Origin of the sequence: Halomonas sp. LES1, from assembly GCF_031846005.1 — a bacterium.
Classification (GTDB): domain Bacteria; phylum Pseudomonadota; class Gammaproteobacteria; order Pseudomonadales; family Halomonadaceae; genus Halomonas.
In genome coordinates this window covers 147696-170484 of sequence record NZ_JAVRGC010000001.1, presented here as the reverse complement: position 1 = coordinate 170484, position 22789 = coordinate 147696, and the positions used below count along the sequence as shown (strand labels likewise).

The window sequence follows — 22789 nt, the reverse complement described above, 5'->3', positions numbered from 1 at the left end:
CCCCCGAGAAACGACACGGCCCGGCGATTGCCGGGCCGTGTCGTGCTGGTCTGCTGCCTGTTTGTCAGATCAGGTTTATCAGAGCGGGGCTATCAGAACAGGGCTACCAGAGCAGGACGACCAGCAGGTAGGCCATTACGGTGACCACCACGCTGCCGGCCAGGTTCAGGGCGAAGCCGGCTCGGATCATCGATTGTATCTTCATATGCCCGGTGCCGAAGACGATGGCATTGGGCGGCGTGGCCACCGGCATCATGAAGGCACAGCTGGCGGCGATGGCGGCCGGCACGGTGACCAGCAGCGGCGAGATATCCAGCGATAGTGCCAGGGCGCCCAGCAGCGGCAGGAAGGCCGCGGCGGTGGCGGTGTTGGAGGTCACTTCGGTCAGGAAGATGATCACCAGCACCACGATGCCGATCATGGCCAGCAGCGGCAGGGTACCGAAGATGCCCAGCTGGCCGGCGATCCACTCCGCCAGGCCGGTACGGGTGATGGTGCCGGCCAGGGCCAGGCCGCCTCCGAACAGCAGCAGGATGCCCCAGGGCACCTGCTGGGCATCGCCCCAGGCCAGGAGGCGTTCGCGGGATTGCCCCCCGCTCGGGATCAGAAACAGCGCAATGCCGGCCGCGATGGCGATGCCGGTGTCGGTCAACCAGGGCAGTCCGAAGTCGTTGAGCAGCGGGCGTGCCACCCAGGCGATGGCGGCCAGCGAGAACAGCACCGCCACGCGGCGCTCGGCGGAGGACATCGGGCCGAGGTTGGCCAGCTCGGTATCGATCAGCTCGGCACTCTGGTTTGCCGCATCGAGCTTGAAACCGCGCCGGGTCAGCCACCACCAGGCCGCCACCATCATGGTGATGCTGATCGGCAGGCCCACCAGCATCCACTGGGCGAAGCCCAGGTCGATGCCGCGGTCCTCGGCCAGGTAGCCGGCCAGCAGGGCATTGGGTGGCGTGCCGATCAGGGTGGCGACACCGCCGATGCTGGCCGAGTAGGCGATGGCCAGCAGCAGGGCGGTCGCGTAACGGCGCAGCTCCTCGGGGTCGCTGTCGCCGAGCAGGCTGATCACCGACATGCCGATGGGCAGCATCATGATCGAGGTGGCAGTATTCGACACCCACATGCTGAGAAAGCCGGTAGCGACCATGAAACCGGCGATCTGCCGGCGTGGCTGGTGCCCCACCAGCTTGAGCACGTGCAGGGCGAGGCGGCGATGCAGATCCCAGCGCTGCATGGCGATGCCGAGCAGGAAGCCGCCCAGGAACAGGTAGATGATCGGGTTGGCGTAGCTGGCGGTCGCCTCGCCCATGCTGCCCAGCCCCAGTGCGGGTACCAGCACCATGGGGAGCAGCGAGGTGGCAGGAATCGGGATCGCCTCGGTAGACCACCAGGTGGCCATCCACAGCGCCATGCCGACACAGGCCCATGCCGCCGGCGGCATCTGGGCGGGAGGCGGTAACAGCAGGGTGAGGAGCAGCAGGGCGGGGCCAAGCCACAGGCCGATCCTGGCGGCGAGTGCGGGCGGAGCCGGTGCCCTGGGCGAGCTGGAGTGATCAGGCATGGCGGGTTCCATTACCGGGATGAGTGCATCGAAAGGGTGAGTGCCTGACAATGAGGCGGCCGCATTGTACTCAAGAATCCTGCGTAGCGTCAGGGGCATGCGCCGCCGGGCATCGGGTCGAGGAACGTTGGGGTCGCGACCTGCAAGGGGGTAGAATCGTACGCCCACTTTCTGTCATGTCATGGTGATACTCGATGAGCTCCACCACCGCCCTGATTCTTGCCGGCCTAGCCCTGGTGGTCATCGCCGGCCTCGGTGCCTACGCCTTTACCCTGTGGCGTGAGGTTCGACGGCGGCGGGCCAGACAGCAGGACGAGCTGCGTCGGGCCCATGAAAACTGTCTTGAGAACCTGGAGCTGGTGGCCTCGGCACTGCTGCAGGAGCAGGTGAATATCACCGAGGGCGTCTGGCGTTGCAAGGTGTTGCTCGAGATCCTCGACTCGCGGTTGCTGGAGCGTGAAAGCTTTCGCCCCTTCGGTGAGGTCCATGCGCTGACTCGCCACCTTCATACCCATGAAGCTCGCAAGGCGCTTTCTCCCAAGGAGCGCTTCAAGGAAGACAAGGAGCGCCTTGCTGTCGAAGAGGAGCATCGCGATGCCGTGCTTGAGGCCGCACGGGCCGCGCTGGTGTTTCGGCGCGACTGGCCGGCGAGTCTGCATTGAGGTTCAGGCGCGCAGGGGGGCTTTATCGAACACTGTGCGATACCGTCAGGATTTGCTAGTCTATCCCTAGACGATTGAATAAGCTGCTTAGCTGCGGCAAGCTTGGCAGTGTGCCGAGAACGGTCTGACACGCGTGGCAGACGCTTTCGGCATGGGTGTTGCGGCAAAGATCGCAGTGCCTGATCGTCGGGATCATCTGGGAGGCGGCAAGCGGTTGCCTACCCTGGAGCGAAAAAAAGCAAAGAGAAGGAGTTTCACATGAAGAAGTCCACGACTGGCTTGCTGCTCGGATCTGCTCTGGTGGTCGGCCTCTCCGGCTGCGCCACTTCCAACAGTACTTCCTCTGTCGACAAGCCTTGGTACCAGCACCCGATGGTGTGCGGCCTGGCCGGTGGTGTCATCGGCGGCGGTATCGGCTATGCCTCGAGCAGCGAGTCCGATGAGGATGACGGTGCCGCCATTGGCGGGACCGCTGGTGCCGCCATTGGTGCCATGCTGTGTGCCGACACGCCGGAGCCGGTGGCCGAGCCCGCGCCGATGCCCGAGCCGGAGCCCGAGCCCGAGCCCGTGTTCGAGCCGGTGACCCTGCAGAGCGATGTGACCTTTGCCTTCGACTCCGCCGAGCTGCGCCCGGGCGCCGAGTCCGAGCTGAATCAGGTTGCTCGTACCCTCAACGACAACCCCGAGGTGCGCGTGACCATCGCCGGTCACACCGATGCCATCGGTACCAACGAGTACAACCTGGGTCTCTCCAAGGACCGCGCCGACTCCGTGCGCAGCTACCTGGTGAGCCAGGGCGTTGCCGGCAACCGCATGCGCACCGTGGGCTACGGTGAAGAGCGTCCGGTCGCCACCAACGAGACCGACGCCGGCCGTGCCCAGAACCGTCGTGTGGAGATCATGAGCCAGTAAGTCCGGGTTCATGTTCACGGCGAGTTTCGACTCGCCTTCAGGGGCGCCTCAGGGCGCCCCTGTTGCGTCGGCACAGTGGCACCATAAGTGGTGCTTTGTTATCGTGGCGCGTCATCCGGCCCGGCACCGTCTCGCCTGGAGCAGTTCTTCTCTAATCATGGCGATGGCCGGGTTCCGGCTGACAAGCACCTTTTCACTCTTTGTTCACTGCGACATGTGGTCTTTCGTATGGGCCACCACTGCGCGAAAGGACCCCTTCATGCCAATCGTGACCCTGCCTGACGGCAGCCAGAGACGCTTCGATGCCCCGCTGAGCGTGATGCAACTGGCCGAGGATATCGGCCCCGGACTCGCCAAGGCCTGTGTGGCCGGCAAGATCGACGGAGTGCCGGTGGATGCCGCCGATATCATCGATCGTGATGCCGAGGTGGCGATCCTCACCGCCAAGGACCCCGAGGGGCTGGAGGTGGTGCGTCACTCCTGTGCTCACCTGATCGGTCATGCCGTCAAGCAGCTCTATCCCGATGCGAAGATGGCCATTGGCCCGGTCATCGATGATGGCTTCTACTACGATATCGACTTTGGCCGCTCGGCGACCCCCGAGGACCTCGAAGCCATCGAACAGCGCATGAAGGCGCTGATCGACAAGGGCTATGATGTGGTTCGCGAGTATGTCGATCGCGACAAGGCAATGCTTGCCTTCCTGCACCGCGACGAACCCTACAAGCAGGAGATCGTGCGGGAGATTCCCGAAGGGGAGACGATTCGGCTCTATCATCATGAAGAGTATGTCGACATGTGTCGGGGGCCGCATGTGCCCAATACCCGGCACCTGAAGTCATTCAAGCTGACCAAGCTGGCCGGTGCCTACTGGCGTGGCGATGCCACCAAGCCCATGCTGACGCGCATCTATGGCACCGCCTGGCCCGACAAGAAGCAGCTCAAGGCCTACCTGAAGCGCCTCGAGGAGGCGGAGAAGCGCGATCACCGGAAGCTGGCCCGCAAGATGGATCTCTTCCACCTCCAGGAAGAGGCGCCGGGGATGGTGTTCTGGCACCCCAACGGCTGGACCATGTATCAGGCGCTCGAGCAGTATATGCGTCGGGTGCAGATCGAGAATGGTTACCAGGAGATCAAGACGCCTCAGGTGGTGGATCTGTCGCTGTGGAAGAAGTCCGGTCACTGGGGACACTACAGCGAGCTGATGTTCACCACCGAGTCGGAGAAGCGCGACTACGCCATCAAGCCCATGAACTGCCCCTGCCACGTGCAGGTGTTCAATCAGGGCCTCAAGAGCTATCGGGATCTGCCGCTGCGTCTGGCGGAGTTCGGCAGCTGCCACCGCAACGAACCCTCCGGTTCCTTGCATGGTCTGATGCGGGTGCGCGGCTTCACCCAGGATGACGCCCATATCTTCTGTACGGAAAAGCAGATTCAGTCCGAGGCCGAGGCGTTTATTGCCCTGACCCTCAAGGTCTACAAGGATCTCGGCTTCGACGAGGTAGAGCTCAAGCTGTCGACGCGCCCCGATGACTTCATGGGTGAGGCGGAGCTGTGGGATCGCGCCGAGGCGGGTCTCGAGGCCGCGCTCGACTCCACCGGCCTTGAGTGGGAGCTTCAGCCGGGCGAGGGCGCCTTCTACGGTCCCAAGATCGAGTTCTCCCTGCGCGACTGCCTCAATCGGGTCTGGCAGTGTGGTACCCTGCAGCTCGACTTCAATCTGCCGGGACGGCTGGGTGCCCAGTTCGTCGACGAGGATGGTGCCCGCAAGACACCGGTAATGCTGCACCGTGCGATCCTCGGCTCGTTCGAGCGCTTCCTGGGAATCCTGATCGAGCATCATGCCGGTGCCATGCCGCTATGGCTGGCTCCCCAGCAGGTGGCGATCCTCAATATCACCGATTCCCAGCGTGAGTTCGTGCTGGATCTCGAGCGTCGGCTGCAGAAATTCGGCTTGCGCGTCAAGGCGGACTTGAGGAATGAGAAGATCGGCTTTAAAATCCGGGAGCATACCTTGCAGAAAGTTCCCTATCTCCTGGTGGTAGGAGATAAGGAAGTCGAAGCCGATTCGGTCGCCCTGCGTACGCGCAGTGGTGAAGATCTGGGTACCATGACGGTCGATGACCTCATGGCGCGCCTCGGAGAAGAGCTCGGTGAGAGACATTCGTCAATTGCCTAAGGAGACGGAACATCAAGCGTAGCAACCAACGTGGACGTCCCCAGGACAAGCGTCCGCCCATGAACGAGCGTATTACCGATGATCAGGTTCGCCTGATTGACAGCGACGGCGAGCAGCTGGGCATCGTGCCCACCAGCGAGGCGCTGGAGCGCGCCGAGACCGCCGGTATGGATCTCGTGCAGATTTCCAATGCCGATCCGATCGTCTGCAAGATCATGGATTACGGCAAGTTTGTCTTCGAGCAGAAGAAGCAGAAGGCGGCTCAGAAGAAGAAGACAAAGCAGATTCAGGTCAAGGAAGTGAAGTTCCGGCCTGGCACCGACGAGGGTGACTATCAGGTCAAGATGAAGAACCTGACGCGTTTCCTCGAAGCGGGCGACAAGGGCAAGGTCACGCTGCGTTTCCGCGGTCGTGAAATGGCGCACCAGGACATCGGCCGCAAGCTGATGGAGCGGATCGCTGCCGACCTCGAAGATCTCGGGAGTGTCGAATCCTTCCCGAAGATGGAAGGTCGTCAGATGATCATGATCATTGCGCCCAAGAAGAAGCAGTAAGCGGTACCAGCAGTACCAAAAGAAGTGATCCGGTGGCCGGTTCAACGGGCGCAAGGTGTCATGCCTTGCGTCGGCCTCGGGTTTTCTGAAGAACCTCGAGCGGAGTTATTCTCATGCCGAAGATCAAGAGCAACAGCGGCGCTGCCAAGCGCTTCAAGAAGACGGCCAACGGCTTCAAGCACAAGCAGTCGTTCCGTAGCCACATCCTGACCAAGAAGTCCACCAAGCGTAAGCGTCAACTGCGTGGCATGAAGCAGATTCACGACGCGGACAAGCCGCTCATTCAGCGGATGCTGCCCAACCTGTAAGACCCTTGGTAGACCCATTTTTCGTCAGGAGTAAGCTATGACTCGTGTCAAGCGGGGCGTCGTCGCCCGTCGCCGTCACAAGAAGATTCTCAAGCAGGCCAAGGGTTACTACGGTGCCCGGAGCCGCGTCTTTCGCGTCGCCAAGCAGGCGGTCATCAAGGCAGGACAGTACGCCTACCGCGACCGTCGTCAGCGCAAGCGTCAGTTCCGTGCCCTGTGGATCCAGCGTATCAACGCCGGTGCCCGTCAGCATGGCCTGTCCTACAGCCGCTTCGTCGGTGGCCTGAAGAAGGCCGGAATCGAGATCGACCGCAAGGTCCTGGCTGACCTGGCCGTCAACGAGAAGGCAGCCTTCGCTGCCATCGTCGAGAAGGCCAAGGCTGCCCAGTAAGAGACAGCGTCATTTTCGGCCACCCGGCTTCTGCCGGGTGTCTGTAGGCGTCGCAGGGGAAGAGCAGCCGCTCTTCCCCTGTTTTTTTTAGCCCTGTGTTTTACGTATCGAATTCGGAGCGCAACGGATGGACCACCTTCCCAACCTGGTCACCGAGGCCCGCCAGGCGATCCAGGCCGCCGACAGCATCCCGGCACTGGACGAGCTGCGCGTGCGCTACCTCGGCAAGAAGGGCGAGATCACCGCGCTGCTCAAGGGGCTGGGCAAGCTGCCCGCCGCCGAGCGCCCGGCTGCCGGCGAGCGAATCAACGAGGCCAAGCAGGCCCTGGGGGCCGAGCTTGAGTCGCGCAAGGCCACTCTCGAGAAGGCCGCCCTTGAGGCGCGTCTCGCCGCCGAGCGACTCGATGTGACCCTCCCCGGGCGTGGTCAGCCCAGCGGTGGGCTGCACCCGGTGACTCGCACCCTGGAGCGCATCGAGGGCCTGTTCACCCGCGTTGGCTATGACGTCGCGGTAGGCCCCGAGATCGAGGATGACTACCACAACTTCGAGGCGCTCAATATTCCCGCCCATCACCCGGCGCGGGGCATGGCCGACACCTTCTACTTCGACGCTACCCGGCTGCTGCGCACCCACACCTCGCCGGTTCAGGTGCGCACCATGAAGGAGGGTAGTCTGCCGATTCGTATCGTCTGCCCCGGGCGGGTCTACCGCAGTGACTCGGATCTCACCCATACCCCGATGTTCCACCAGGTGGAGGGACTGCTGGTTGACGAGGGGGTGAACTTTGCCGATCTCAAGGGCACGATCGAGGACTTCCTGCATGCCTTCTTCGAGCGTGACGATCTCTCGGTGCGCTTCCGGCCCTCCTATTTCCCCTTCACCGAGCCCTCCGCCGAGGTCGATATCCAGTGCGTGATGTGCGCAGGCGAGGGGTGTCGGGTGTGTGGCCACAGCGGCTGGCTGGAAGTGATGGGCTGCGGCATGGTGCACCCCGAAGTGTTCCGGCACGCCGGCATCGACAGCGAGCGCTATACCGGCTTCGCCTTCGGCATGGGAGCCGAGCGCCTGGCGATGTTGCGCTATGGGGTCAACGACCTGCGGCTGTTCTTCGACAACGACCTGCGCTTCCTGCGCCAGTTCGCCTGATCGTCCACCGGAAACGCAGAACACAGCGATAGGATTTGTCATGAAATTTTCCGAACACTGGCTGCGCGAGTGGGTTTCCCCTCAGCTGGCAACCCAGGCACTGGCCGACCAGATCACCATGGCAGGGCTCGAGGTCGATGCCGTGGAGCCGGTAGCGGCGGCCTTCGAGGGCGTGGTGGTAGCCGAGGTGGTAGAGAAGCAGCAGCACCCGGATGCCGACAAGCTCAGCGTCTGCCGGGTCGACGATGGCAGCGGTGAACCGGTTCAGGTGGTCTGTGGTGCACCCAATGTGGCGGCGGGGCAGAAGGTGGCCTTCGCTCGAGTGGGCGCGGTGCTGCCCGATGACGCCAAGGCGTCGGGTTTCAAGATCAAGAAGGCCAAGCTGCGGGGGCAGGAGTCCCGTGGCATGATCTGCTCGGCGTCCGAGCTGGGGCTCGAGGAGGAGACCTCCCCGGGCATCCTGGTGCTGCCCGCCGATGCACCGAAGGGCGAGGACCTGCGCACCTGGCTGGGGCTGGACGACTGCACCATCGAGGTCGACCTGACCCCCAACCGCGGCGACTGCCTGAGCCTCAAGGGCCTGGCCCGTGAGGTCGGCGTGCTCAACCGTCTTCCTGTTCAGGGCCCCGCATGCGAGGCGGTACCGGCGAGCCATGATGAGACCTTTGCGGTTCGCGTCGAGGACGCCGAGCGTTGCCCCCGCTATATCGGACGACTGATCAAGGGGGTCGACGTCACCGCCGAGACCCCGCTGTGGATGGTGGAGCGCCTGCGCCGTGGTGGTGTGCGCAGCATCGACCCGGTCGTCGATATCACCAACTATGTGATGCTCGAGCTGGGGCAGCCGCTGCATGCCTTCGATCGCGACAACCTTCGCGGTGCGGTGATCGTGCGCCTGGCCCGGGAGGGGGAGCGACTGGTGCTGCTCGACGGCCAGGAGGTCAGCCTCGATGCCTCGACCCTGGTGATCGCCGACGAACGCGGCCCGCTTGCCATCGCCGGGGTGATGGGCGGGGAGCAGTCGGGCGTCAACGAGAAGACGCGCGACATCTTCCTCGAGTCGGCATTCTTCACGCCCCTGGCGGTGGCCGGTCAGGCGCGTGACTATGGCCTGCACACCGATGCCTCTCATCGCTTCGAGCGTGGTGTCGACCCCCAGCTGACCCGTGAGGCGGTTGAGCGGGCCACGGCCCTGCTGCTCGATATCGTCGGCGGTGAGGCCGGGCCCCTGGTCGAGGTAGCCAGCGACGACCACCTGCCTGCATCGTGTCGCGTCGCTCTGCGGCGTACACGGCTCGAGCAGGCCCTCGGCAAGACGTTTGCCGTCGAGGAGGTGAGCGAAATACTCGAGCGGCTCGGCATGGAGGTCGAGGCGACCGATGCCGAATGGCGTGCCGAGGTGCCGAGCTGGCGGTTCGATATCGCCATCGAGGAGGATCTCATCGAGGAGGTGGCGCGTATCCATGGCTACAACCGCCTACCGGTCCGCCGCCCCCAGGCCCGTCTGGGTCTGCGCAGCGATCATGAGGCGCGCACGCCGCTGGCCCGCCTGCGGCGTCAGATGGTGGCGCGTGGCTACCAGGAGGCGGTGACCTACAGCTTCGTCGCGCCCGAGCTGCAGAAGACGCTGCTTCCCGAGGCGGTGTCGCCGGTGCTGGCCAACCCCATCTCCGCGGACCTCTCGGTGATGCGGGCCAGCCTCTTTCCGGGGTTGATCCGGACCCTGCAGTACAACCTAAATCGCCAGCAGAGCCGGGTCCGGCTGTTCGAGACCGGTCTCATCTTTCGTGGCGAGCTCGATGACCTGGCACAGGTGCCGATGCTGGGCGCGCTGGTATGTGGCAGCCGCGAACCGGAGGGCTGGGCCGCCGAGCGTACGGCGGTCGACTTCTTCGACCTGAAGGGCGATCTCGAGAGCCTAATGGCCATGGGCGGTGATGCCGAGGCGTGGCGCTTCGAGCCCGCCGAGCACCCCTCACTGCATCCGGGGCAGTGTGCCCGTCTGCTGTATCGCGGTGAGGAGGCCGGCTGGATCGGCACCCTGCATCCGGCGGTGCGTGCCCAGCTGGGACTCAAGGTCGATGCGCTGCTCTTCGAGGTTCGCCTCGATGCCCTGACCCACGGCCGCGTGCCGGCCTTTATGCCGCTATCGCGCTACCCCGAGGTGCGCCGCGATCTGGCGTTCCTGGTGGATGAGAATCTGCCCGTGCAGGCGCTGCTGGACACCCTGCGTGCCGAGGCGGGTGAGTGGCTGAGCGAATGCCGCCTGTTCGACGTCTACCAGGGCAAGGGCGTGCCGGAAGGGCGCAAGAGCGTTGCCCTGGGCTTGACCTGGCAGCATCCTTCGCGCACGCTTAATGACGAGGAAATCAATCAGTTGGTCGATGCCATCGTCAACGAGTCCCGGCAACACTTGGGGGCCGAGCTACGTACGTAGTGGGGTATCTCCATGGGGCGAGGCTGGTGGGTGTCGATCGTCTAGCGGGCCCGCAAGGGCCTGGAGAGGAGAGCAGCGATGGGTGCACTGACCAAGGCGGAGCTCGCCGAACATCTGCATGCCGAACTCGGCCTCTCCAAGCGGGAGGCCAAGTCCATGGTGGAGGCCTTCTTCGAGGAGATCCGTGGGTGCCTGAGGGAGAACGAGCAGGTCAAGCTGTCCGGCTTCGGCAACTTCGATCTGCGCGACAAGCGCGAACGGCCCGGGCGCAATCCCAAGACGGGCGAGGAGATCCCCATTTCCGCGCGTCGAGTGGTGACCTTCCGGCCGGGGCAGAAGCTGAAGAGTCAGGTCGAAGGGTATCGTGGAGAGCACCACTGACGCGGCCGACGGCATCACCCTCCAGCGATAACAGCCGGTAACGACTCGTCAAGAACGAAGGGCCACCCCGATGGGGTGGCCCTTCCTGTTTTTCATGCTGCTCTTTTCATGCTGGGCAATGGCTATACGGCGCCACCGTTCTCCAGGACCCAGGTGATGATCACCTTGAGCACATAGCCGAGCATGCCTGCGCCCAGCACCACAAACAGCATGATGGTGCCGAATCGGCCGGCATTGGACTTCTTGGCAAGGTCCCAGATGATGAAGCACATGAAGAGGATCAGGCCGCCGATCATCAGCGGCGTGATCCATGCCTCGAACGTCTGCTGCATGATATCTCCGTCAGGGGTGAAACCCCCTATTATACGCGGGTCGAGGCGGAGATGAGATTGTTGCCATGCGACATAGTGCCCCGCGATGGATCCGGGTCGAGACCGGGTCGGCAGCGGCTTGCCTCACGCCGGATGCGAGGCAATCGCGAGATATGTTACCATTTGCGTAAATTTATTAGGAAAATCCGTGACATGCCAAAACTCAAGATCTTCGTGGGAACCATGTATGGCGGCGCTCTGGATGTTGCCGAGCAGGTCAAGCCACTGTTCGAGGAGGCGGGGCATGAGGTGGAGATCTTCGAGAATCCCACTCTGGAAGATCTGACCGCCGCCGACACCGACCTGGCGCTGTTCTGTGTCTCGACCACCGGTAGCGGTGACTACCCCGGCAGCTTCGCCTCCTTTGCCCAGGCCATCGCCGAGAAGAGTCCGGGGCTCGGCTCGCTGCGCTACGGGCTGATTGCCCTGGGGGACAGCTCCTACGGCGATACCTTCTGTGGTGCCGGCCGCCAGCTCGATGAACTGCTGGAGGGGCAGGGCGCCCAGCGGCTGGGGGAGCGACTCGAGGTCGATGCCATGGAGACCTTCATGGCCGACGATGCGGCCATTCCGTGGGTCGAGGAGTGGATCGAGTCACAGCAGCTGAAGGTCGCCTGAGATGGGTGGCCAGCCGACCGCCGAACGGCTCAGCCTGCTGCTGGGTCTCGCCCTGCTGATGCTCGCCAGCCTGCCGCGCTATCTGGTGGGCGGTCATGGCAACCGTTTCAACCTGATGCTGATGGCGCTGGCCGTGGTCTGCCTGGTGGGCGTGCTGCAGTGGCGACTGCTGGATGTGGCCGACAGGGCGCGTCTGCCTCGGTTGCTGGGTCGCCTGGGACTATGCCTGCTGGCCGGTCTCGCCGGAATGGGCGGCTGGCATGCCCTGTTCAGCGACTTTATCGGCTGGGAGCTATGGCTCTCCCATGGCACCACCCTGGGGCTGCTGCTGCATGCCCTTGGCCTCTGGGTGAAGCCGCTGTCTAGTGGATAGCCGGGACAGTCCCCCATACCCTCGGGGGCTGTCCCGGCGAGGGCTTACCCAAGCGTATAGCAGGGCTCGTAGTCCCCGGTGAGCTTCATCCGCCCCTGGGCGACGAAGGAGTCGAGCAGCGCATCCAGGCGTGACATCAGCTCGGGCTCGGCCTTGAGCCGGAAGGGGCCGTGGGCCTTGATGGCGCGGATACCCTGCTCCTTGACGTTGCCGGCGACGATGCCCGAAAAGGCCCGACGCAGGTTGGCGGCCAGTTCGTGTACCGGCTGCTGGCTGTCCAGCGCCAGGTTGGCCATGGCCTCGTGGGTAGGCTCGAAGGGAGCCTGGAAGTGGCGGTCGATGGTCAGCCGCCAGTTGTAGTAGAAGGCATCCTGGCGTGCACAGCGGTATTCGGTGACCTCGTCGACGCCCTTGCGCATGGCGCGTGCCACCTCGATGGAGTCGTCGATGATGATGCGATAGCGGCGGCGTGCCTCCTCGCCCAGCGTGTAGACGAGGAACTCGTCGATGCGCTGGAAGTAGTCGGCGCTGCTGGCCGGGCCGGTAAAGATCACCGGCATCGTCATGTCGGCGTTGTCGGGATGCAGCAGGATCCCCAGCAGGTAGAGGATCTCCTCGGCGGTGCCTACCCCACCGGGGAAGACAATGATGCCATGGCCGAGGCGAACGAAAGCCTCCAGGCGCTTCTCGATATCGGGCATCACCACCAGTTCATTGACGATGGGATTGGGTGCCTCCGCGGCGATGATGCCGGGCTCGGAGACCCCCAGGTAGCGCCCTTGATGGCGCCGCTGCTTGGCATGAGCGACGTTGGCCCCTTTCATCGGGCCCTTCATGGCGCCGGGACCGCAGCCGGTGCAGATATCCAGGTCGCGCAGCCCCAGCTGATAGCCGACATCCTTGCTGTAGTCGTACTCCTCCCGTGAGATCGAGTGGCCGCCCCAGCACACCACCAGGCTCGGGTCGATGCCGGGCTTGAGGGTGCCGGCCTTGCGCAGGATATGAAACACCGCGTTGGTGGTCCCTTCGCCGGTGGTCAGGTCGAAGCGCTGGTGGCCCTGGATCTCGTTGTAGACGTAGACGATATCGCGCAGTATCGAGGAGAGATGCTCGCGTATGCCACGAATCATCTTGCCGTCGACGAAGGCCTCGGCCGGGGCATTGGTCAGCTTGAGGCGGATGCCCCGGTCCTGGGGCACTACCTCGATATCGAAGTCGGCGTAGTCCTCCATCAGGGCCAGGCCGTCGTCGGTGGGCGAGCCGCAGTTGAGAACGGCCAGCGCACAGCGGCGCAGCAGGTCGTGCAGACCGGCGCGGGAGGTGTCATGCAGCCGCGCCACCTCATGCTGAGAGAGAATCTCGAGGCTGCCTTCCGGCGAAATGGTGGTAGAGATGGTATCGGGCATGTGGGCGTCCTTGTCGTGCGGAAACGTGCACTTCTGATGCTATCACGCCGCGCCTGATTGCAGTGATAGAATCATTTCTCCACTCGTCGTGTGATCCCACATGTTTAACGCGCTCTACTTCAGAACTTTCATCACCCTTGTCGAGACCGGCAGCTTCACCCAGACCGCGCATCGACTGGAGATGACCCAACCCGGGGTCAGTCAGCATGTGCGCAAGCTCGAGCGCTATCTGGACAAGTCACTACTTGAGCGTCACGGACGGCGCTTCACGCTGACCGAGGCGGGGCGGCGGGTCTATGATTATGCCCTCAAGCTGTTCGCCGAACACGAGCAGTTCCGCCACTCCCTGGACGCCGACTCGACCTATTCGGGGGACTGTCGGCTCGCTTCGCCAGGCAGCGTGGGCGCGATGCTCTACCCCTTTCTGCTCGGGCAGCAGCAGATGCATCCCGAACTGACGGTCAGCTATAGCTTCGCGTTCAATCAGGAGATCTCCCAGGATGTGCTGGCCGGCCGCTATGACCTGGGTATCGTCACCGAGCCCATGCGCCATCCCGATCTCGAGGTGACACTCTGGCATCACGAGCCACTCTGCCTGGTGGTTCCGGCGGATTTCGCCGGGACCGGCCTGGCCGAGCTGATGGGGATCGGTTTTATCAGCTACTTCGATGGGCTGAATCATGCCAGCGCCCTGCTGCGCGGCAACTTCCCCCGCGAGTTTCGTTCCATGAGCCACTTCCGCCGCCAGGGCTTCACCAATGAAGTGGGCATGGTGATGGATGCCGTGGCGCGGGGGTTGGGCTTTACGGTGGTATCACGGCCCGTGCTCGAGACATCGCCCTGGCAGCGTCAGGTCAAGGCGCTGGAGCTGCCCGTGGCGGTATATGAAACCCTCTATCGGGTGACCCGGGCGGGCAGCGAAATGCCGCGCCGTTATGTCCGGCTGCTGGAGGACTTTCGCGAGCAGCGTCGTCTCGCCCTGCATGGCTATGGTGACTCGCCTGAGGTCGAGCCATTGCCATAGTAAAAAAATGCCACGGTACAAAAATTGCCACAGCACGAAAAAGGGCCCCGCACCAGCGGGGCCCTTTGACATGACGTGCAGCTGCCTCGCAGGCGTCAGTCGCGATACTCGTCGATGCTCGGGCACGAGCAGATCAACTGGCGATCACCGAAGACATTGTCGACCCGGTTGACCGCCGGCCAGTACTTGGCTGCCTTGACGGCCTCGCTGGGGAAGGCACCGAGTTCGCGCGAGTAGGGGCGCTCCCAGCCGTCATCCATCAGGTCGGCCATGGTGTGGGGCGCCCGTACCAGCGGGTTGTCGTCGACGGGCCACTCGCCGGCCTCGACCCGGGCGATCTCTTCGCGAATGCCGATCATGGCGTCGCAGAAGCGGTCGATCTCGTAGAGTGATTCCGACTCGGTGGGTTCGATCATCAGCGTTCCCGGCACCGGGAAGGACATGGTCGGGGCGTGGAAGCCGTAGTCCATCAGACGCTTGGCGATGTCTTCCTCGCTGATGCCGGAGCTGGCCTTGAGCGGGCGAATATCGATGATGCACTCATGGGCCACGGTACCGTTCTCCCCCTTGTAGAGGACCGGGTAGTGGTCGCCCAGGCGCTTGGCGATATAGTTGGCGTTGAGGATCGCCAGCTCGGTGGCCTCACGCAGTCCCCGGGCGCCCATCATCTTGATGTAGGCCCAGGAGATCGGCAGGATCGAGGCGCTGCCGAAGGCCGCCGCGGATACCGCGCCGCACTCGGCGTTGACACCGTCGATGGGTGTTACCACATGGTTGGAGACGAAGGGGGCCAGGTGTGCCTTGACACCGATCGGGCCCATGCCCGGTCCGCCGCCACCGTGGGGGATACAGAAGGTCTTGTGCAGGTTGAGGTGACTGACATCACCGCCGAAGTCGCCGGGGCGCGAGAGGCCCACCTGAGCGTTCATGTTGGCGCCGTCGACGTAGACCTGGCCGCCATGTTCGTGAACGACCGCGCACACCTCGCGTACCCCGGCCTCGAAGACGCCGTGGGTGGAGGGGTAGGTGATCATGATCGCCGACAGGGCATCGCTGTGCTTTTCCGCCTTGGCCCGCAGGTCCGCGATGTCGATATTGCCCTCGGCGTCGCACTCGACCACCACGACCTTCATGCCGACCATGGCGGCAGAGGCGGGGTTGGTGCCGTGGGCCGAGCTGGGGATCAGGCAGATATCGCGATGCCCCTCGCCGATGGACGCCTGGTAACGGCGAATGGCCACCAGACCGGCATACTCGCCCTGGGCCCCGGAGTTGGGCTGCATGGAGATATGGTCGTAGCCGGTGATCTCCACCAGGAAGGCGGAAAGCTCGTCGATCATCTGCTTGTAGCCGGCGACCTGGTCGCGGGGCACGAAGGGGTGCACCGTGGCGAACTCCGGCCAGGTGATGGGGATCATCTCGCTGGTGGCGTTGAGCTTCATGGTGCACGACCCCAGCGGAATCATGGCGTGGGCCAGCGACAGGTCCTTGTTCTCCAGGCGCTTGAGGTAGCGCAGCATCTCGGTCTCGCTGCGGTAGCGCGTGAAGGTGGGGTGGGTCAGGAAGTCACTCTCACGGCGGCAGGCCGCAGGGATCCCGCTCGTCCCATCGGCCAGCGCCCGCTCGTCGAGCTCGCGAACCGAGAGGCCATGCTCCTCGCCGAGCAGCACGTCGAAGAGAACGTCGAGATCGTGGGCCGTGGTGGTCTCATCCAGGCTGATGCCGACGTCGCCATTGTCGAAGTAACGGACGTTGATCTCATGGGTGAGGCAGCGCCCGTGGATCTTGCCCGCATCGACGCCCGTCAGGCGCAGGGTGTCGAACCAGCTGTCGTGGACCAGTGCCACCCCTTTCTCCTGAAGGCCCAGGGCCAGGAGGGTGGTCAGGCGATGGATGCGCCCGGCGATGGTGCGCAGCCCCTCGGCACCGTGGTAGACGGCGTAGAAGCCGGCGATATTGGCCAGCAGTGCCTGAGCGGTGCAGATGTTGGAGGTGGCCTTCTCGCGGCGGATATGCTGCTCGCGAGTCTGCATCGCCATGCGCAGCGCCTGGCCGTCACGGCTGTCCTTGGAGACGCCGATGATGCGCCCCGGGATCGAGCGCTTGAGCTTGTCGGTGGTGGCGAAGAAGGCGGCATGGGGGCCCCCGAAGCCCATGGGGACGCCGAACCGCTGGGTGGTACCGACGACGATATCGGCACCCAGTGCGCCGGGCTCCTTGAGCAGCACCAGGCTCATGATATCGGCGGCCACGCAGGTCATGATGCCGCGCTTGCCGGCCGCCTCCAGCAGCGGTGCCAGATCGGTCACCCGACCGCTCTCGCCAGGGTACTGGAGCAGGGCGCCGAAGGCATCGACCTCGGCGAGCTGTTCCGCCGGGGCGACGACCAGCTCGAAGCCGAAGTAGGCGGCACGGGTGCGCACCACGTCCAGGGTCTGGGCCAGGACATCATCGGCGACGAAGAAGACATCGCTCTTGGCCTTCCGGTTGGCGCGCTTGCACAGGGCCATCGCTTCGGCGGCGGCGGTGGCCTCGTCGAGCAGCGAGGCGTTGGCCAGCTCCATGCCGGTCAGGTCCATGACCATCTGCTGGAAGTTGAGCAGCCCTTCAAGGCGGCCCTGGGAGATCTCGGGCTGGTAGGGCGTGTAGGCGGTATACCAGCCGGGGTTCTCGAGGACGTTGCGCTGGATCACCGTCGGCAGGTGGGTACCGTGGTAGCCCTGTCCCAGATAGCTCTTGTAGGTCCGGTTCTGGGCGGCCAGGCGCTTGAGGTAGTCGAGTGCCTCGGCCTCGCTACGCGGCGGTTCGAGGTCGAGCTCCCGGCCCAGGCGAATATCGCTGGGCACGGTGCGTTCGATCAGGGTGTCCAGGCTTTGCATGTCCAGCTCGGCGAGCATGGCCTTCACGTCCTGCTCGCGGGGTCCGTTATGGCGTTGGATAAAGGCATCATGAGCGGCCAGATCGGCCAGGCGGCGGTTGTCGAGAGCCATGTCACACCCTGTCGATAAAGTAAGGTCCGGTCGCCGTCACAGGCGGCACGGTAGAACGTGGAAGCCCCGACCCAGCGGGCCGGGGAGTGAGGCAATCAGCGCAGGATCAGTCGTCGGCGCTGGCCACGGCCTGGTAGCCGTCGGCGTCCAGCAGGTCGTCGATCTGGGTGGCGTCCTCGAGACGCACCTTCATGATCCAGCCATCCTCGTAAGGGGACTCGTTCAGCGTCTCGGGGGCGTCTTCCAGCGCCTCGTTGACCTCGATGACCTCGCCGGCCACCGGGGCGTAGAGGTCGGAGGCGGCCTTGACCGACTCAACCACACCGAACTCCTCCTTGAGCTCGAGGGTACGGCCCACCTCGGGCAGTTCGACGAAGACGACGTCACCCAGGGCTTCCTGGGCATGATCACTGATGCCGATGGTCACGGTGCCGTCGCCATTGTCGAGGACCCACTCGTGGCTGTCGGCGTAGCGCAGATTGGCAGGAATAGAGCTCATCGATATTTCCTATAAGAAAAGTTTTTCCAGGCAGGGGAATGCTACCGCCATCGGCGGCGTTTGGCGAGTCCATCATCATCGCCAGGGGCTCACTCTGATGGCTCGTCACTCAGGGTGGCGGGTCGCGAGGTATTCGTCCAGTTTTGGCGCCGCCACCCCCTTCATGTTTCTGATCGGAAACATGAGGGAGGCGGAGGGCCGACGGTTGAACGTGCGTCGTTCGTCTGGGTGGTGCGATGACCATAAAATCCGCTATGTTACGCGGGATTGTGTTGGGGTTCGCATGGCCGGTTAGCCATGCTGCGGCGAATCATGCGCCAGAGCCATGGTGATCGATTCTCGCGGTACAGGTTCACGGATCGGTTGCCCGTCGTTCGTCGCTCGAGGTGCGAACAGTGGGCGGTGAGCCGCAGCGCATAACAATAAACCGCTTAGGGAGATTCACGTGGAAACCTTGAACAGTATCTTCAGCGCCATCAACGGCGTGGTCTGGGGGCCATTGATGCTCATCCTGTTGCTCGGGGTGGGGATCTACCTGCAGGCTGGCCTCAAGCTGATGCCGATCCGCAAGCTGGGGGAAGGCTTCAAGCTGATGTGGCAGGGGCGTGATGGCAAGCACACCCCCGATGGCAAGTCGAAGGGCGAGGAGGATGGCGAGATCTCGCCCTTTAACGCCCTGATGACCGCGCTGTCGGCGACCATCGGCACCGGCAATATCGCCGGCGTGGCCACCGCTATCGCCCTGGGTGGCCCCGGTGCGGTGTTCTGGATGTGGATCACCGCCCTGGTGGGCATGGCCACCAAGTTCGCCGAGGCGGTGCTGGCGGTTCGCTTCCGGGAAACGGACAGCACCGGCTACCATATCGGTGGTCCGATGTACTACATCAAGAATGGCCTGGGTCGTAAGTGGCTGTGGCTGGGTGGTGCCTTCGCCTTCTTCGGCGCCGTCGCCGCCTTCGGCATCGGTAATACCGTGCAGTCCAACTCGGTGGCCGACGCCCTCGACAGCACCTTCGGGCTGCCCCACTGGGTCACCGGTGTGGTGATCATGGTGCTGGCCGGCGCGGTGATCCTCGGCGGCATCAAGCGGATCGCCAAGGTGGCGGGCAAGCTGGTTCCGATCATGGGTATTGCCTATGTGATCGCGGGTCTGTTCGTGCTGGCGATCAACGCCGACCAGATCGGCAGCGCCTTCGGCATGATTTTCACCTACGCCTTCAATCCCCACGCCGCCGTCGGTGGTTTCGCCGGTGCGGCCGTGATGGCGGCCATTCGCTTCGGCGTGGCGCGCGGGATCTTCTCCAACGAGGCGGGCCTGGGCAGTGCGCCCATCGCGCATGCCGCGGCGCAGACCAAGAACCCGGTTCGCCAGGGTCTGATCGCGATGCTGGGTACCTTTATCGATACCATCATCGTCTGCTCCATCACCGCCCTGGTGATCCTGACGGCCGGCGTGTGGAAGACGGGCGAGGCCGGCGCTTCGCTGACCGCGCTCTCCTTCGACGCGGCACTGCCGGGCCTGGGCAACGAGGTGGTATCACTGGCACTGGCGGTGTTTGCCTTTACCACCATCCTGGGGTGGTCCTTCTACGGTGAGAAGTGCTTCCAGTTCCTGTTCGGCACCCGCTCGATCATGCTCTACCGGGTATTGTTCGTGCTGGCGATTCCGGTGGGGGCGCTGGCGAGCCTGGGCTTCATCTGGCTGATGGCCGACACCTTCAATGCCATGATGGCGATTCCCAACCTGATCGCCCTGGCACTGCTGTCGCCGGTGGTGTTCAAGCTGGCACGCGCCTACTTCAATGGCGAAGACGTGCTGCCGGGCGAGGAGCTGGACCACGACAAGTCGTGATCCCGCAGGCTTGTGCAGCATCACAGGAGGCGCCCCGCGGGGCGCCTCCTGTCGTTAGGGGCTCCGTTGTGGCTAGCGTCGCGAGATTGTCGTTGTCGCCCTTGCCTACCAGACTGGTACCGAGGCCCTGCCGGCCAGGCAGTGCGCCCATCCATTACATCGGTGACTACCGGAGGAGAGTGCCATGACAATTTTCGAGGCCCTGCGTGAGAGCCACGACAAGCAGCGTCGACTGCTATCGCTGCTGGTCGAAACCAGCGGTGATAGCGAGGGGCGCGACGAGCTCTATCGGCGCCTGCGCGCCGAACTGATCAATCATGCCGGGGCCGAGGAGCGTTCTCTCTACGTACCGATGATGGAGTACGACCTGACCCAGGAGAAGGCGAGGCACAGTGTCGCCGAGCATCACGAGATTGATGAGGCGCTCGAGGCGCTCGATACCACGGACTACAGCTCGCCGGGCTGGCTGGCCGCGGCCAGGAAGCTGCAGGAGCTGGTGCTTCACCACCTGGAGGAGGAGGAGCAGGAGGTCTTTCAGCTGGCCGGGCGGGTATTCGATGACACCACCAAGTCGAAGCTGGCCAGGACCTATCGGGAGGAGATGCAGGAGCGTGAGACGCCCTAGGTGTCCAGTCCCAGGGGGTGGGCCAACTCCAGGGCTCGTGGGAGGTGGCGCAGGTGCCGCGTAGGGGAATATTTTATACCGTTATCGAGCTATGCGCCGACCCATGAAACATCGCTTGTTCAGCATCAACCTGGCCCGAGGACTCGGCGAAAGGTCAGGCTGATGCGCAGGCCCGGGATGCATCGAGACAGCAGGGCATGCTGCAGCTGCGCCTGGACCCCCGGCCCCATCACCAGCAGGCTGCCGTGGGGTAGCCAGAGATTGAAGGCGGGGGCCTGGCGATTCTTCCAGCGAAAGCGCAGCGGGCGTTCGGCACCCAGGCTGAGCGCGGCAATCAGCGGGCTATCGCCGAGCTCGGGCTCATCATCGCTGTGCCACCCCATGCGATCATCACCGTCGTTGTAACGGTTGAGCAGCACGCTATTGAAGTGGGCATCGATTCCCTCCGAAGCGAGTGTTTCGTCCACCCGATCGCGCAGGTCGGCCACGATCGGATGCCAGGGCTCGGGGGTGAAGTCACGCCCGGAATAGCGGTAGCTGGCACTGGTATCCCCCATCCAGACCTGGTGACGTGGGATAGGGTGTTCGCGACCATACAGGCGCAGTGTGGGACGCTGCCAGCAGAGCGCCTGATCCAGCTGGCTCAGCAGGCGGTCGGACTCTGCGGGTGTCAGCGCACCATGGCTAAGCCATAGGGGTGGTGCCTCCAGTACCCGCTTCAACGCAGCACGCGGCGCGGATTGACCGGCTTGCCGCCGTGGCGAAGGTCGAACAGCAGATCATGGCGTTCGGTGGCGTTGCTGTGACCCACGCTACAGAGTGCCTCCCCACGAGTGACGTCCTGCCCACTCTCCACCAGCAGGCGATCGCAGAGGGCGTAGACGCTCTGCAGATTGTCGGGGTGATGGACGATGACTACCTTGCCGAGCTGACGCATGCTGCCGGCATAACGCACCTCGCCAGAGGCGACGGCCTTGGCCCTGGCGCCACGCTTGGTGGCCAGCAGCATGGGCTGCAGGGTGCCGTGGCTGTCGGTGCCGTAGGCTCTGGCGATGCGATAGTCATCCAGCGGCCAGGGCCAGCGACGCGCCGAGCCTGGGAGCGCCCCATGGTCCGGCAGGCTGGCGCGACGCGGGGCGCTCGGCTTGCTCGAGTTCGAGCTCGAGCCGCCACTGGAACGGGAAGCCGTGCTGCGCGCGGAAAGCGGAACCTGGATCAGCTGGCCGACCTTGAGCTGGGTGGGCCGTACACCGGGGTTGGCTGACTGGATACGCGAGGCCTGGGTCGCGAAGCGCCGGGCGATACGGGTGTAGGTATCACCTGGGCGCACCTGATAACGGTAGGGGCCACGGTAGGGGGCGCGTTCGCGCTGGGTGGGCATCAGCAGTCGCTGGCCAACGGCCAGGCGTCTGGCGTTCACATTCGGATTGAAGCGCTGCAGTCGCTCGAGGGGGATACCTGCGCGCTGTGCCAGGGTGCCTAGGGTGTCACCCCGCTGCACGATAACCCAGCCACCGTTACGAGAGGCTTCTGCCGCGTCGCGTGTGACCCTGTCGGTCGATTGTGAGGCGCACCCGGTAAGCAGCAGCAGAGCGATCAGAAGCGCGAGAGCCGTTCGTCCTTTTGCTGCCAAAGCGTATTGATCCATGAGTGGAAGCGTTCCTTGTCGCTGGCGTTGTCCTGGTAGTTGCCGCCATGCATCCAGTCTTCGACCGGCAGGACACGGGTCTGCATCACGATACGACCCTCGCGACCACACAGGTAGCCCCAGAAGCTCGGGTTCGGGTTGTCGTAGTGAAGGGTAACATCGATGATGCCGGCGAGCTGATCGCCCAGCAGATTGAGTACCTGAGCGACGCCGCCGGCGCGAGGCCTCAGCAGGTGCCGATAGGGTGACGCCTGGGCGGCCTGCTTGGCCGCTGTAAAGCGAGTGCCCTCCACGAAGTTGAAGATGGCGATGGGCATTTCATGGGCGCGCCGACACATGCGCTCCGTGGCTTCCTGGTCACGACGGGCGAGGTGAGGGTGGCGGGCCCTCTGCTCGGCGGTCATGCGGCGCATGAAGGGGTACTCGAGGGCCCACCAGGCCAGCCCCACGATGGGCACCCAGATCAATGCCCGCTTGAGAAAGAAGCGCGGCATGGGAATACGACGATGCAGGGCGAAGAACAGCACGAAGATATCGGTCCAGCTGCGATGGTTGGAGAGCACCAGCCAGCCCTGCCGGCGGGAGAGGCCTTCCGGAATCTCGATCTCAAGGTTCGGTTTCAGCCAGTGCCGCATCCACCACAGGTTGAGGCCGATCCAGTTGAGGGCTATCGCGTTAAGCAGCTTGAGCACCGCCAGGCGCAAGCGATGGCCCGGTGTCACCAGCTTGACCAGTGTCATCAGAAGCAGGGGAAGACCCCATAGCAGGGTGGTCAGGATAAGCAACAGCAGGCTGACAATGCCCCTGAGGGTCGACATGCCGGTCTCCATGAGTGATCACGATAATGGGGC

22 protein-coding genes are annotated in these 22789 nt (G+C 64.0%); 14 read left to right on the top strand and 8 right to left on the bottom strand.

What is annotated here, in order from left to right; translation table 11 throughout:
- Positions 1 to 103: 103 nt before the first annotated feature.
- On the bottom strand, positions 104 to 1561 hold the full coding sequence (locus tag RM463_RS00820; RefSeq protein WP_311428575.1) for a DASS family sodium-coupled anion symporter: 1458 nt from the start codon (positions 1559 to 1561) through the stop codon (positions 104 to 106).
- Positions 1562 to 1755: 194 nt separating this feature from the next.
- Between RM463_RS00820 and RM463_RS00815 the strand changes: the two genes are divergently transcribed.
- From RM463_RS00815 to ihfA, 9 genes are all read left to right on the top strand, one after another.
- Entirely contained in the window at positions 1756 to 2223 is a 468-nt protein-coding gene (locus RM463_RS00815) for a DUF2489 domain-containing protein (protein WP_195687107.1), read from the top strand.
- Positions 2224 to 2481: 258 nt separating this feature from the next.
- Positions 2482 to 3135, top strand: a complete 654-nt coding sequence (locus RM463_RS00810; RefSeq protein ID WP_195687106.1) for an OmpA family protein — start codon at positions 2482 to 2484, stop codon at positions 3133 to 3135.
- A 259-nt stretch (positions 3136 to 3394) separates the two neighbouring features.
- A complete protein-coding gene (thrS, locus tag RM463_RS00805) occupies positions 3395 to 5314 on the top strand; it encodes a threonine--tRNA ligase (protein WP_195687105.1) in 1920 nt (639 codons plus the stop codon).
- A gap of 11 nt (positions 5315 to 5325) precedes the next feature.
- Positions 5326 to 5868, top strand: a complete 543-nt coding sequence (gene infC / locus RM463_RS00800; protein WP_299233204.1) for a translation initiation factor IF-3 — start codon at positions 5326 to 5328, stop codon at positions 5866 to 5868.
- A gap of 113 nt (positions 5869 to 5981) precedes the next feature.
- Complete coding sequence (rpmI, locus tag RM463_RS00795; RefSeq protein WP_132041111.1) at positions 5982 to 6176, top strand: 50S ribosomal protein L35; 195 nt, start codon at positions 5982 to 5984, stop codon at positions 6174 to 6176.
- 37 nt (positions 6177 to 6213) lie between these two features.
- Positions 6214 to 6567 carry a 50S ribosomal protein L20 gene (gene rplT, locus RM463_RS00790; protein WP_013332273.1) on the top strand — a complete coding sequence of 118 codons (354 nt, stop codon included), beginning with the start codon at positions 6214 to 6216 and terminating at the stop codon, positions 6565 to 6567.
- Positions 6568 to 6694: 127 nt separating this feature from the next.
- Positions 6695 to 7714: a phenylalanine--tRNA ligase subunit alpha gene (gene pheS / locus RM463_RS00785; protein WP_299232937.1), complete on the top strand. Its 1020-nt coding sequence runs from the start codon at positions 6695 to 6697 to the stop codon at positions 7712 to 7714.
- Positions 7715 to 7754: 40 nt separating this feature from the next.
- Positions 7755 to 10151 carry a phenylalanine--tRNA ligase subunit beta gene (gene pheT, locus RM463_RS00780; protein ID WP_311428574.1) on the top strand — a complete coding sequence of 799 codons (2397 nt, stop codon included), beginning with the start codon at positions 7755 to 7757 and terminating at the stop codon, positions 10149 to 10151.
- Between the two features lie 78 nt (positions 10152 to 10229).
- A complete protein-coding gene (gene ihfA / locus RM463_RS00775; protein ID WP_132041108.1) occupies positions 10230 to 10532 on the top strand; it encodes an integration host factor subunit alpha in 303 nt (100 codons plus the stop codon).
- 122 nt (positions 10533 to 10654) lie between these two features.
- On the opposite strand, the gene RM463_RS00770 is transcribed toward ihfA, so the two are convergent.
- Positions 10655 to 10864, bottom strand: coding sequence for a DUF2788 domain-containing protein (locus RM463_RS00770; RefSeq protein WP_195687101.1), 210 nt, complete (start codon positions 10862 to 10864; stop codon positions 10655 to 10657).
- A gap of 192 nt (positions 10865 to 11056) precedes the next feature.
- Here RM463_RS00770 and RM463_RS00765 point away from each other — a divergent pair, with 192 nt between their 5' ends.
- Positions 11057 to 11521, top strand: coding sequence for a flavodoxin (locus RM463_RS00765; protein WP_311428573.1), 465 nt, complete (start codon positions 11057 to 11059; stop codon positions 11519 to 11521).
- 1 nt (position 11522) lies between these two features.
- Positions 11523 to 11894, top strand: coding sequence for a hypothetical protein (locus RM463_RS00760; protein ID WP_311428572.1), 372 nt, complete (start codon positions 11523 to 11525; stop codon positions 11892 to 11894).
- A gap of 44 nt (positions 11895 to 11938) precedes the next feature.
- Here RM463_RS00760 and ppnN read toward each other — a convergent pair whose 3' ends face one another.
- Entirely contained in the window at positions 11939 to 13300 is a 1362-nt protein-coding gene (gene ppnN, locus RM463_RS00755; RefSeq protein WP_311428571.1) for a nucleotide 5'-monophosphate nucleosidase PpnN, read from the bottom strand.
- 100 nt (positions 13301 to 13400) lie between these two features.
- Here ppnN and RM463_RS00750 point away from each other — a divergent pair, with 100 nt between their 5' ends.
- Positions 13401 to 14324 carry a LysR family transcriptional regulator gene (locus RM463_RS00750; RefSeq protein ID WP_195687098.1) on the top strand — a complete coding sequence of 308 codons (924 nt, stop codon included), beginning with the start codon at positions 13401 to 13403 and terminating at the stop codon, positions 14322 to 14324.
- Positions 14325 to 14419: 95 nt separating this feature from the next.
- Here RM463_RS00750 and gcvP read toward each other — a convergent pair whose 3' ends face one another.
- Entirely contained in the window at positions 14420 to 17314 is a 2895-nt protein-coding gene (gcvP, locus tag RM463_RS00745; RefSeq protein WP_311428570.1) for an aminomethyl-transferring glycine dehydrogenase, read from the bottom strand.
- A 106-nt stretch (positions 17315 to 17420) separates the two neighbouring features.
- A complete protein-coding gene (gcvH, locus tag RM463_RS00740) occupies positions 17421 to 17813 on the bottom strand; it encodes a glycine cleavage system protein GcvH (RefSeq protein ID WP_311428569.1) in 393 nt (130 codons plus the stop codon).
- A 445-nt stretch (positions 17814 to 18258) separates the two neighbouring features.
- On the opposite strand from gcvH, the gene RM463_RS00735 reads away from it, so the two are divergent.
- Together RM463_RS00735 and RM463_RS00730 are read left to right on the top strand one after the other, a co-directional pair.
- Positions 18259 to 19665 (top strand): sodium:alanine symporter family protein, encoded by a 1407-nt coding sequence (locus RM463_RS00735; protein ID WP_195687095.1) that lies wholly within the window; start codon positions 18259 to 18261, stop codon positions 19663 to 19665.
- 184 nt (positions 19666 to 19849) lie between these two features.
- Positions 19850 to 20290, top strand: coding sequence for a hemerythrin domain-containing protein (locus RM463_RS00730; protein WP_311428568.1), 441 nt, complete (start codon positions 19850 to 19852; stop codon positions 20288 to 20290).
- Positions 20291 to 20415: 125 nt separating this feature from the next.
- Here the strand turns inward: RM463_RS00730 and RM463_RS00725 are convergent, their stop codons facing one another.
- Genes RM463_RS00725 through RM463_RS00715 form a run of 3 tightly spaced genes read right to left on the bottom strand, consistent with a single transcriptional unit; the run spans position 20416 to position 22756 of the window.
- Positions 20416 to 21012, bottom strand: a complete 597-nt coding sequence (locus tag RM463_RS00725) for an alpha-ketoglutarate-dependent dioxygenase AlkB (RefSeq protein ID WP_311428567.1) — start codon at positions 21010 to 21012, stop codon at positions 20416 to 20418.
- Positions 21009 to 21938: a LysM peptidoglycan-binding domain-containing protein gene (locus RM463_RS00720; protein WP_409228168.1), complete on the bottom strand. Its 930-nt coding sequence runs from the start codon at positions 21936 to 21938 to the stop codon at positions 21009 to 21011. Before RM463_RS00720 ends, RM463_RS00725 begins: the two co-directional genes overlap by 4 nt.
- Entirely contained in the window at positions 21887 to 22756 is an 870-nt protein-coding gene (locus tag RM463_RS00715) for an acyltransferase (RefSeq protein ID WP_311428565.1), read from the bottom strand. The genes RM463_RS00720 and RM463_RS00715 overlap by 52 nt, the downstream gene beginning before the upstream one ends.
- Between the last annotated feature and the right edge of the window lie 33 nt (positions 22757 to 22789).